The organism is Rothia halotolerans, from assembly GCF_004136635.1.
In the GTDB taxonomy this organism is placed as follows: Bacteria; Actinomycetota; Actinomycetes; order Actinomycetales; family Micrococcaceae; genus Rothia; species Rothia halotolerans.
In genome coordinates this window covers 1,022,818-1,033,936 of the sequence record NZ_NOIU01000002.1, presented here as the reverse complement: position 1 = coordinate 1,033,936, position 11,119 = coordinate 1,022,818, and the positions used below count along the sequence as shown (strand labels likewise).

Annotated in this window: 9 protein-coding genes; 4 read left to right on the top strand and 5 right to left on the bottom strand. The window is 74.4% G+C overall.

Annotated features, from left to right (window positions below; translation table 11 throughout):
* The first annotated feature begins 86 nt into the window (after window positions 1–86).
* Window positions 87–1,058, top strand: a complete 972-nt coding sequence (locus EWV39_RS09735; RefSeq protein WP_129659021.1) for a YflT domain-containing protein — start codon at window positions 87–89, stop codon at window positions 1,056–1,058.
* Between the two features lie 134 nt (window positions 1,059–1,192).
* On the opposite strand, the gene EWV39_RS09730 is transcribed toward EWV39_RS09735, so the two are convergent.
* Window positions 1,193–2,749, bottom strand: a complete 1,557-nt coding sequence (locus EWV39_RS09730) for an aminopeptidase P family protein (RefSeq protein WP_129659019.1) — start codon at window positions 2,747–2,749, stop codon at window positions 1,193–1,195.
* 89 nt (window positions 2,750–2,838) lie between these two features.
* Between EWV39_RS09730 and EWV39_RS09725 the strand changes: the two genes are divergently transcribed.
* Window positions 2,839–3,675, top strand: a complete 837-nt coding sequence (locus EWV39_RS09725) for a PHP domain-containing protein (RefSeq protein WP_129659017.1) — start codon at window positions 2,839–2,841, stop codon at window positions 3,673–3,675.
* Window positions 3,676–3,682: 7 nt separating this feature from the next.
* Here EWV39_RS09725 and EWV39_RS09720 read toward each other — a convergent pair whose 3' ends face one another.
* The 4 genes from EWV39_RS09720 to EWV39_RS09705 all read right to left on the bottom strand — a co-directional run bounded on the left by EWV39_RS09720 (window position 3,683) and on the right by EWV39_RS09705 (window position 8,266).
* The gene (locus EWV39_RS09720) at window positions 3,683–4,522 is read right to left on the bottom strand and encodes a DNA-methyltransferase (RefSeq protein WP_129659312.1); all 840 of its coding nucleotides are present in this window, start codon (window positions 4,520–4,522) and stop codon (window positions 3,683–3,685) included.
* A 56-nt stretch (window positions 4,523–4,578) separates the two neighbouring features.
* Window positions 4,579–6,213 carry a DEAD/DEAH box helicase gene (locus tag EWV39_RS09715; RefSeq protein WP_420329954.1) on the bottom strand — a complete coding sequence of 545 codons (1,635 nt, stop codon included), beginning with the start codon at window positions 6,211–6,213 and terminating at the stop codon, window positions 4,579–4,581.
* A gap of 328 nt (window positions 6,214–6,541) precedes the next feature.
* Entirely contained in the window at window positions 6,542–6,775 is a 234-nt protein-coding gene (locus EWV39_RS09710) for a DUF3107 domain-containing protein (RefSeq protein ID WP_129659015.1), read from the bottom strand.
* Between the two features lie 135 nt (window positions 6,776–6,910).
* Window positions 6,911–8,266 carry a glutamyl-tRNA reductase gene (locus EWV39_RS09705; protein WP_129659013.1) on the bottom strand — a complete coding sequence of 452 codons (1,356 nt, stop codon included), beginning with the start codon at window positions 8,264–8,266 and terminating at the stop codon, window positions 6,911–6,913.
* Window positions 8,267–8,415: 149 nt separating this feature from the next.
* Between EWV39_RS09705 and hemE the strand changes: the two genes are divergently transcribed.
* A complete protein-coding gene (gene hemE / locus EWV39_RS09700) occupies window positions 8,416–9,546 on the top strand; it encodes a uroporphyrinogen decarboxylase (RefSeq protein ID WP_129659011.1) in 1,131 nt (376 codons plus the stop codon).
* Entirely contained in the window at window positions 9,530–11,080 is a 1,551-nt protein-coding gene (hemG, locus tag EWV39_RS09695) for a protoporphyrinogen oxidase (protein ID WP_129659008.1), read from the top strand. The genes hemE and hemG overlap by 17 nt, the downstream gene beginning before the upstream one ends.
* The last annotated feature ends 39 nt before the right edge of the window (window positions 11,081–11,119 follow it).

Genomic DNA, 11,119 nt, shown 5'->3' with positions numbered 1-11,119 from the left:
GTACTCATTCAGGGCGGCGGGGTTCACCTATGGCGATACCGCCGCCTCGTGGTGCGCGGCGCGGACGTCTTCGGGGAAAATGGAGTATGGCTATCTCCGGAAACTCCAGGATCGCGGCGGCCCGCTCCTCCCAACTGCCCAGCTCCGTGACCGTGGCGCGCTACCCGAAGTACGAGGACGCGCAGGGGGCCGTGGACCTGCTGGCCGAGCGGGGCTTCCCCGTGCAGCACCTCAGCATCGTCGGCACCGACCTGCGGCAGGTGGAGCACGTGGTGGGCACGCTCTCCTACGCCAAGGTCGCTGCCTCCGGCGCGGTGCAGGGGCTCTTCTACGGCATCCTGCTGGCCCTGCTGCTCGTGCTCTTCGCCGGGGACAGCTGGCTCGCGGCGTTCCTCACCGCCGTGCCGATCGGCGTCGCGTTCTGGATGATCTTCACCGTCATCACCTACGCGCGCCGGGGGTCCTCCCGGAACTTCACGGCGGTGGGCCAGCTCGTGGCGGGGACCTACGAGCTGGTGTGCGTCCCGCAGGAGGCCAGCGAGGCCCGGCGCCTGCTGGGCGGGCAGGCCTCCCGCGGTCCGCTGCGCCCCACCCCGGAGGAGCAGCCGCCGCGCCAGCCGACGCCGGGCGGGACGGGCCAGCCCGGCTCCGGCCAGCCGGGTCCCGGCCAGTCCGCGCCGGGGCAGCCCGCCTCGGGCCAGGCGGCCCCGGGGACGACGCCGGCCGGCCCGCCCGCCTTCGGCCAGCGCGAGGAGGGGCAGCCGGAGCGGCGGTCCCAGGCCCGCGACTTCCAGGACCTGCCGGACGGCCGGCCGCGGTTCGGCCTGCGCGAGGACGAGGCGGACAGCGTCGAGCCTTCGCCGGGATCCGCTGGCGGGGCATCTCCGACCGCCCCTGCGCCCGCATCCGCCTCCACGCCTCGGCCGCCCGGCCTCGAGGCCGGGACGGAGAACCGCCCCTCGGACGGCGGCGGCCAGTCCGCTGACGGGGCCGACCGCCCCTCCGGCGGGGGAGCCGGCGCCGGCTCGGACGAGGACCGGGACGGCGCGCGGAGCTGACCGTCCCCGGCGGGCCCGTCCGGCCCGCGAGCCCCCTCCCGGCCGCACGCCCCGGGGTACGACGACGCCCCGGCCGGGTGATCCGGCCGGGGCGTCGTCGCGCGGGGGCGGGAGGGCCCGGGCTCAGCGGCCGCTCAGCGCAGCCCCTCCATCCAGGCCTCGATCTCCCCGGTGGTGCGCGGCAGCGCCGCGCTGAGGTTCTCGGGGCCGTCCGCGGTGATGAGGACGTCGTCCTCGATCCGGATCCCGATGCCCCGGTACTCCTCGGGAATCGCCAGGTCGTCCTCCTTGAAGTAGAGTCCGGGCTCGATCGTGAAGACCATGCCGGGCTCGATCACGCCGTCGACGTAGAGCTCCCGCTTGGCCTGCGCGCAGTCGTGCACGTCCAGGCCGAGGTGGTGGCTCGTGCCGTGCGGCATCCAGCGCCGGTGCTGGCCGCCGGCATCGGAGACCGCCTCCTCGACCGAGACCGGCAGCAGTCCCCAGGCGTGCAGGGACTCCGCCAGCGAGCGGACCGCGGCGGCGTGGACGTCGCGGAACCGGTTGCCGGGCACGGCCGCGGCGAAGGCGGCGTCGGCGGCGGCCAGGACCGCGTCGTAGATCCTCTTCTGGATCTCGGTGAAGCGGCCGTCCACCGGCAGGGTGCGGGTGATGTCCGCGGTGTAGAGCGTGTCGTCCTCCACCCCGGCGTCGACCAGCAGCAGCTTGCCGGCCTCCACGGCCCCGTTGTTGCGGATCCAGTGCAGGACGGTCGCGTTGTTGCCGCACGCCGCGATCGTCTCGTACCCGACGTCGTTGCCCTCGGTGCGCGCCGCGGTGAAGAACGCGGTCTCCACCACCCGCTCGCCGCGCCGGTGCTCCAGCGCCCGCGGCAGGCTGCGCACGATGTTCTCGAAGCCCTGCGCGGTCGAGGCGATCGCGCGGCGCAGGTTCTCCACCTCGATCTCGTCCTTGACCAGGCGCAGCTCCGAGAGCACCTCGGCGAGCCGGGCGTCCAGGCCGTCGGACTCCTCGAGGTCGACGCCGGTGTTGTAGCGGGAGGTGTCCACGAGCGCGTCCACGTCGAGGTCCACCTCGCGGACCAGGCGGACGCGGACCCCGCCCAGCGCCTGGTTGCCCGCGTTCTTGGTCACCGCGACCTCGAGCTCGGAGAGGTCGCGGCACTCGATCCCGTACTCGGCCCGGACCTCGGCCAGCGTCGGCTGCGGCCCCACCCAGAACTCGCCGTAGCGCGGGTCGGAGTAGAACTGGTCGGTGTCCCGGCCCGCCAGCGGGCGGAAGTACAGGGCGGCCTCGTGGCGCGGGCGGCCGGCGGCGTCGTCCTGGGCCGGCTCCAGGACCAGCACGGCGCCGGGCTCGTGGTCCAGGCCCAGGCCGGTCATGTGGGCGAAGGCGGAGTGCGGGCGGAAGCGGTAGTCGGTGTCGTTGGAGCGGACCTTGAGGGGGCCGGCGGGGATGACCAGGCGCTCGCCGGGGAAGCGGGCGGAGAGGGCCTCGCGACGCTGCCGGGCGGCATCGGCCACGGGGGCGCGCTCGGGCTCGTGCTCGGGGGCGGAGGCCCAGCCCCGGGCCATGAAGCTCCTGAAGGCCTCGGAGCGCGGGGGGCGCGAGCGGTTCTCGGCGCGCTCGGCGAGCGTCTGGTCCCGGTCCTCGTCGGATCCCGGTTCGAGGGGCTGCTGAGAAGAAGTCATGCCTCCCACGATAGCCGGGCGGGCGGCGGCGGGGCATCCGGGCGGCGCTGTCGCGGGGTGCGCCCGCCCCGCACGGGTAGCCTGGGAGCATGCGCATCGATCTGCACACCCACTCCACGGCGTCCGACGGGACGCAGAGCCCCGCCGAGGTCATGGAGGCGGCGGTGGAGGCGGGCCTGACCACGGTCGCGCTGACCGACCACGACACCACCGCCGGATGGGGCCCGGCCCGGCGCCGCGCCGAGGAGCTGGGCCTCGACTTCGTGCCCGGCATGGAAGTCTCCTGCTCCAGCTCCAGCGGGATCTCGGTGCACCTGCTGTGCTACCTGCAGGACCCGCTCGCGCCGGGGCTCATGGAGGAGATCGGGCGCTCGCGCGCGGCGCGCATGGACCGCGCCCGCCGGATGGTCGAGCGGATCGCCGAGGACTACCCGATCGACTGGGAGGCGGTGCTCTCCCAGGTGCGGGCGGACGCCACCGTGGGCCGCCCGCACATCGCGGACGCCCTGGTCGCGGCGGGGGTGTGCGGGGATCGCTCCGAGGCCTTCGCCACCATCCTGCGGCCCAGCACCGGCTACTACATCCCCCACTACGCGCCCGACCCCGCCGACGCCGTGCGCCTGGTCCGCGAGGCCGGCGGAGTCCCCGTCTTCGCCCACCCGCTGGCGAGCGCCCGCGGCCGCGTCGTCTCCGAGGACGTCTTCGACGAGATGGTCGAGGCGGGCCTGGCGGGCCTCGAGGTCCGCCACCGGGACAACCCGCCCGAGGCGCAGGCCTGGCTGATGGACTACGCGGCCCGGCACGAGCTGATCGTCACCGGGTCCAGCGACTACCACGGGGCCGGGAAGCCGAACCGGCTGGGGGAGAACACGACGTCGCCCGAGGCGCTGGAGGCCATCAGGGCGCAGGCGCGCCCGGCGGGCTGAGCCGGGCTCACCCCGCCGGCAGCTCGCTCACGCGCCCCTCGGCGTCGACATCGATGAACCGGGCCTCCTCCAGCCGCGAGCGCATCGTGGAGATGGCCTGGTCGTTGGAGTCCACGCACACGTAGCGGCGCCCCGCCGCGGCCGCGACGGCGCCCAGGGTCCCGGAGCCGGCGAAGAAGTCCAGCACCCAGTCGCCGGGCCGCGAGGATGCAGTGACCATCCGGCGGACCAGGCCCGCCGGCTTCTGCGTCGGGTACCCGGTCTTCTCCTTGCCGGTGGGGGAGACGATGGTGTGCCACCAGACATCCGTGGGGAGCTTGCCCCGAGCGGCCTTCTCCGGGGTGACGAGGCCGGGCGCCATGTACGGCTCGCGGTCCACCTCCTCCGAGCAGAAGTGGTAGCGCGCCGGGTCCTTGACGTAGACCAGGATGTTGTCGTGCTTGGTCGGCCAGCGGCGCTTGGCCCGCGCGCCGTAGTCGTAGGCCCAGATGATCTCGTTGAGGAACGACTCGCGTCCGAAGACGATGTCGCACATCACCTTGGCGTAGTGCACCTCGCGGTAGTCGAGGTGCAGGTACAGCGTCCCGTCCTCGGCGAGCAGCTCCCGGGCGATCTCCAGGCGCGGCAGCAGGAAGGACCAGTAGTCCTCGAAGGCGTCGTCGTACCGGGAGAGGGTCTGCAGCACCGAGGAGTAGGTGCGGCCCTTGAAGCCCCGCCGGTCGCCCTCCTCGGGCGCGGCGGGGCGCGTGCTGAGGCCGCGGCGGACCTGGGGCCTGCCGGTGTTGAACGGCGGGTCGACGTAGATCATCGAGAACCGCCCCCGGGGCAGCCGCCGCAGCACGTCCATGTTGTCGGCCCGGATCACCAGATCCGGGCCGGTCAACTCCAGCTCCACGGCGCGGGCTACTCCTGCCCGGCCGAGCCGCCGCCGTTCCGCCGCGGGGAGCCCGAGCCGGAGCGTGTCCGGCGGCGCCGCGGGCGATCGCCCGAGCCGCCCCCGCGCCGGCCGGAGCCCTCCTCCGAGCCGCCGCGGCGCGCCTCGCGCCCGCCGCGTCCCTCTCCCTCGGAGCCCGAGCGGCCTCGGCCGCCGCGCTCGGAGCGGCCGCGCGAGCCGCCCCCGCGGCCCTCGGAGGGACGACGCCGCTCCTGGCGGTCGTCGGGCCCGCCGAGGCTCTCGAGCTCCTCGGCCTCGAGCCCGGCGTGGGTCTGCTTCTCCTTGGGCAGACGGCCCTTGGTGCCCTTCGGGATGCCCAGGTCGGCGAACAGGTGCGGCGAGGAGGAGTAGGTCTCCACCGGCTCGGGCACGCCCAGGTCCAGCGCCTTGTTGATGAGCGACCAGCGGTGGACGTCCTCCCAGTCCACCAGCGTGATCGCGGTGCCCTTGTTGCCCGCGCGGCCGGTGCGGCCGATGCGGTGCAGGTACATCTTCTCGTCCTCGGGGCACTGGAAGTTGATCACGTGGGTCACGTCCACGACGTCGATGCCGCGGGCCGCGACGTCGGTCGCGACCAGCACGTCCACCTTGTCGTTGCGGAACGCGCGCAGGGCCTGCTCGCGGGCGCCCTGGCCGAGGTCGCCGTGGATCGCGCCGGCGGCGAAGCCCCGGCGGATGAGCTCCTCAGAGACCCGGGCGGCGGCGCGCTTGGTCTTGGTGAAGATGATGGTGCGGCCGCGGCCCTCGGCCTGCAGGGCGCGGGCGATCAGCTCGTCCTTGTCCATCGGGTGCGCCCGGTAGATGACCTGGCGGATGTCCTTCTTGGTGTGGCCCTCGTCGTCCGGCGTCGAGGCGCGGATGTGCATGGGGCGGGACATGTAGCGGCGGGCCATCGCGATGACCGGGCCGGGCATAGTCGCCGAGAACAGCATGGTGTGGCGGACCTCGGGGACGGCGGCCAGCAGCTTCTCGACGTCGGGCAGGAAGCCGAGGTCCAGCATCTCGTCGGCCTCGTCGAGCACGATCTCGGTGACCTGCCCCAGGTTCAGGTGCTTCTGCCGGTGCAGGTCGATGAGCCGACCGGGGGTGCCGACGACGACCTCGACGCCGCGCTCCAGCTCGGCGATCTGCGGCTCGTAGGCCCGCCCGCCGTAGATCGTCGCGACCCGGGCGTCGCGGGTCTTCGCCGCGGCGGCGATGTCGCTGCCGACCTGGACGGCCAGCTCGCGGGTGGGGACGATGATGAGCGCCTGCGGGGCGCCGGGGGAGCGCAGCTTCTCCCAGCCCGCGTCCGAGCGGCCCGAGACGCGCTGGAGGACGGGCAGGCCGAAGCCGAGGGTCTTGCCGGTGCCGGTCTTGGCCTGGCCGATGATGTCCTGCCCGGACAGCGCCACCGGCAGGGTCAGGGCCTGGATGGGGAAGGGGCGGAGGATGCCCTGGGCGGCCAGGGCGTCGCAGATGTCCTGGCGGACGCCGTAGTCGGCGAAGGTCTTCTCCTCGACCTCGGGCTCGACCGCCGCGGTGGAGGCGGTGGACTCGGCGTTCACGGCCTGGGCGACCTCGAGGTCCTCGGCGGGGGTTGACGGGATGGTTTCGTTGCTCACGTGAGCTGCTCCGATCGGTGCGGGCGCCGACGGGCCGCCGGCGACGTCGAGGTCGCGGCGGCATGACCGCCGTCCGGCGGGTCGGCATGACGGGCGGAAGCCGATCGCGGGTCATTCTGCGCTCGCGGGCGGGCCTCTTTCCGAAGAGGCCTTCCGCCCGGGCGGCGGCGGGGTGGTGCACACATATCACGTGACGACCGGTCATCCTGTGGACCTCCCCAGTCTAGCCCGAAGCGCTGGGAATTCGCAGGGAAGGTGAGCAGGCGAACGCGCCGAGGGGCCCGGCTCCGCGCGGAGCCGGGCCCCTCGGAGGGCGTGCGGTACGGGCCTAGGCGTCGGTGAACGGCCCGAAGCCGATGTGCCGCTTGGTCTCGGCGCCGATCTCGACGTAGCCGAGCGACTCGCCGGGGATGAGGGTCGCGGTGCCCTTGGCGTCCACCAGCTTCAGCAGGGTCTTGTTCTCGATGGCCTCCGAGACGGAGGCGACGATCTCGTCGGGCTCCTGGGTCGAGTCGATGACCACCTCGCGGGCGACGTCCTTGATGCCGATCTTGATCTCCATGCGGGTCCCTTCCGTGTGTCGGCGCAGCCACGGCTGCCGTGTCATGCCCTCAGCCTACCCAGGCCGGGCCGCGGTCCGGTGCGGGAGGCCGGGGATTTCGCTGAGCGCAAGCGGGCGGGGCGGGATCCGGCGGGGTCAGGAGGCCCGGGGGCGGCGGCAGAGCTCGTCGTCGGGCTCCTCGGCGGGCGTCTGCGCGGCGGGGTACCCGGCGGCCAGCGAGCCGCGGGAGGGCGCGGGCTGCTCCCGGGGCTCCTCGGGGGCCTCGACCTGCAGGTCGTAGAGGGCCTCGATCGCGGAGAAGAACTCCTCCTCGCGGCCGGCGGCGGCGAGCTTGCGGGCCTTGACCATGGGGGTGTGCAGCAGCGAATGCATCATGCGGCGCATCGCGAACTCGAGCTGGTCCGCCTGGGCCCCGCAGCCGTACTGGCCGCGGACCTTCTCCATCTCGGAGTCCAGGATGGCCATGGTGTGCCGGCGCAGGGCGACGATCGCGGTGTCCACCGAGCGCTCGCTGCGGTGGGTCGCGAAGTCCGCCGCGGCCCGGTCGACGATGCGCCGGGCGGCCTCGACGGACTCGTCGGTCTCCTCCGGCGCCGCGAGCCGCACCGACTCGAGCGTGATGAGCTCGACGCCGTCCAGATCCGCGACCGAGGGGTCGAAGTCCCGCGTCAGGGCCAGGTCCACGACGACGCGCGGGCCCTCCGGCAGCGTGCCGGCCGCGATCGGGGCCGAGCCGCCGCTGCAGCCGATGATGATGTCGGACTCGCGCATCGCCCGGCCCAGCTCCTCGCGCTCGACGGGGGAGCCCCCGCGCTTGTCGGTGAACTCCCGGGCGCGTCCGGAGCCGGAGTAGACGTGCACGTCGGCGCAGCCGCGCTCGGCCAGCGCCGCCATGGTCGCCCCGGCGTAGGCGCCGGTGCCGAAGACCAGGGCGCGGGAGGCGTCCCAGCGGGCGGGGGCGACGTCCTCGGCGAGGTCCAGCGCCACGGAGACGATCGAGCGGCCGCGCTCGCCGAGCGAGGTCTGGGTCCCGACGGCGCGGGCGGTGCGGGCCGCCGATTCGAACAGCCGGATGAGCTCGCCCGAGGCGGCGGAGGCCTCCTGGGCGTCGATCAGGGCCCGGCGCACCTGCCCGGTGATCTCCCGCTCGCCGACCACGGCCGACTCCAGGCCCGAGACGACGGTGAACAGGTGGGCCGCGGCGTCCTCCTCGCGGTGGAGCTCGAGCGAGTCGGCGACGAAGCCGGCGTCGAGCCCCGTGGAGCGGGAGATCTGGGCCACGAGCGCGTCGACGCACTCGTCCACCGCGCCGGGGCGGGAGGGGGCGTCGGCGTAGAGCTCCAGGCGGTTGCAGGTGGAGAGGGTGACGAGGCCCTCGAGGGAGCCATGGGTCACCAGGGCATGGGGGAGCGCGTCGACCCCCGTGGACAGCCTGGCCACGGTGTTGAGATCGACATTCCGGTGCGATGCGACGAGCGTAAAGAGAACCACGACCCGTTCATGATAGCCGTGCCCGGAGGCCGGGGCGAACCGCCTCGCGTGTGAGATGCGAGATGTCCTGGCGGAGGGGCGCGGCCCCGCGCGGCGGACGACAGGGTGTCGCAAAAAGCCTCCGCGAAAGTTGGCACAATGGGAGCATTATGACGAATTCGGGATCCTCGCCTCGCGCCCTGCTCACGGACGACCACCTCGCCCTCCTGCCGGAGGGCCATCCGCTGAGGAGCGGGGGGACGGCGGACTCGCCCATGATCCGCGCGATGCGCGGCGACCGTCCGGAGACCCACCCCGTGTGGTTCATGCGCCAGGCCGGGCGCTCCCTGCCCGAGTACCGCGAGGCCCGCGAGGGCACCCGCATGCTGGAGGCCTGCCTCACGCCCGAGCTGGCGGCCGAGATCACGCTGCAGCCGGTGCGCCGCCACGGCGTCGACGCCGCGATCTTCTTCTCCGACATCGTGGTCCCGCTCAAGGTCGCCGGGCTCGACGTGGACATCGTCCCGGGCAAGGGCCCGGTGATGGGGGCCCCGTACCGCACGGCGGAGCAGATCGCGACGCTGCCGGAGATCCCCGACGCCGCCTTCGACCCCATCCGCGAGGCGGTGCGGCTGACCGTCGAGCAGCTCGGCTCGACCCCGCTCATCGGCTTCGCCGGCGCCCCCTTCACGGTCGCGGCCTACATGGTCGAGGGCGGGGCCTCCCGGGACCACCTGGCCCCGCGCATCATGATGCACCGCGACCCGCAGGCCTGGGACGCCCTGGCGGACTGGACCGCCCGCACCGCCGGCCGCTTCCTGGCCGCGCAGATCGAGGCCGGGGCGAGCGCCGTCCAGCTCTTCGACTCCTGGGCCGGCTCTCTGCCGGAGCGGGACTACCGCCGCTACGTGATGCCGCACTCGGCCCGGGCGCTCGCGGCGGTCGAGCACTACGGCGTGCCCCGCGTCCACTTCGGCACCGGCACGGGCGAGCTGCTGCCGGCGATGAAGGAGGCGGGGGCCGACGTCGTGGGCGTGGACTACCGGCTGGACCTCGACGAGGCGGCGCGGCGGCTGGGCCCGGACACGCCGCTGCAGGGGAACATCGACCCGGCCCTGCTGGACGCGGGCTGGGATGTCCTGCGCGAGCACGCGGTGGACGTACTCTCGAAGGGGGAGGCGGCCGTCTCGCACATCGTGAACCTCGGGCACGGCGTCCCTGCCGGCACGGACCCCGCCGTGCTGACCCGACTGGTCGACCTCATCCACGGAGGAAGAGAGCTGAATGACCCAGGACGCTGAGAACCCCACGTCAGTCGCGACCCTCAAGCCCGCCGAGGGAGCGCGCGAGCAGGGTCAGGGCGCGCGGCGCCGGGCGCGCAACGCCGTCGTGATCGGCGGCGGGATCTCCGGGCTGGTGGCGGCCCGGGACCTCGCCGAGCGGGGCCTGCGGGTCGTGCTGACCGAGGCCAAGGACCACTTCGGCGGGTCGGTGGGCGCGCACCGGGTCGGGGGCATGATCCTCGACTCCGGGGCGGAGTCCTTCGCGACCCGCAACCCCGCCGTCTCGGAGCTCATCGACGAGCTCGGCCTCGGCGGGTCCAAGGTGGCCCCGGCCCGGGCCGGCTCGTGGCTGCACCTGCCCTCCGGCCCCCTCCGGATGCCCTCCTCCGGGATCCTCGGCATCCCCGCCAACCCGCGCGACCCCGAGCTGGGAGCGGCGCTGAGCCCGGCCGGCCGCCGTCGCGCCGCCCTGGACCGGATCATCCCCTCCTCCACGGGGTTCAACACCCGCTCCCTGGGCGCCCTGGTCCGGGCCCGGATGGGCCGTCAGGTCCTGGAGAACCTGGTCGCGCCGGTCACCATGGGGATCCACTCGAGCCACCCGGACCAGCTCGACGTCGACGTCGTGGCCCCCGGCCTGCGCGCGGGCATCCGCCAGTACGGCTCGCTCGGCGCGGCCGCCGCGGTGCTCCGGGCCCAGGCGCCCGCCGGCACCCAGGTCGGCGGCTTGGTCGGCGGGATGAACCAGCTCTCCGAGGCGCTGGTCTCCGACCTCGAGCGGCGCGGCGCGCGCCTGCTCCCGGACAGCGAGGTCATCGCCGTGGACCGCGACGAGACCGACGGCCGCTGGATGGTCATCCGCCGCCAGGTCGGCGGCGCGGGGAAGCGCTCGGTGATCAGCGCCGACGTGCTCGTCATCGCCACCGACGGCCCCACCGCCGTGCGGCTGCTGGGCAGCCGCGTGCCGGCCGAGCGCCTGCCGCAGGTGCGTCCCGGCCAGGAGATCGCGCTGGCGACGCTGGTGCTCGACGAGCCGCGACTCAGCGAGGCGCCCCGCGGCACCGGCGTCCTGGTCAGCGAGAAGGTCCGCGAGGTCCGCGCCAAGGCCCTCACGCACGCCACGGTCAAGTGGGAGTGGATCGCCGAGCGGGCCGGCCCGGACCGGCACGTGCTCCGGCTCTCCTACGGCCGGGACTCGGGCGCGGGGGACCAGGGCGTCGCCGAGCTCTCGCTGCCGGACGAGCAGCTGATCACCCTCGCCCTGCACGACGCGGAGCGGATCATGGGCCTGCGCCTGGACCGGGATCAGCTCGTGGGGGCCGACGTCGTGCGCTGGCGCGCCGCGATGCCGCGGATCCCGGAGGGCCACGCGGACAAGGTGCGCACCTTCCGGAGCAGCCTCGCCGGCGTCGACCGCCTCGCCGTGGTCGGCGCCTGGGTCTCCGGCACGGGCCTGGCCTCGCTGGTCCCGGACACCCGCCGGGTCATCGCGGGACTGGACCTGGAGGCCAAGGCGCCGCCCGGAGGCGCAGAGGCCGCCGGGGAGGGCTGAGCCCCGCCCCGGCCCGCCGCGCCCCCCCCCCGCATCACA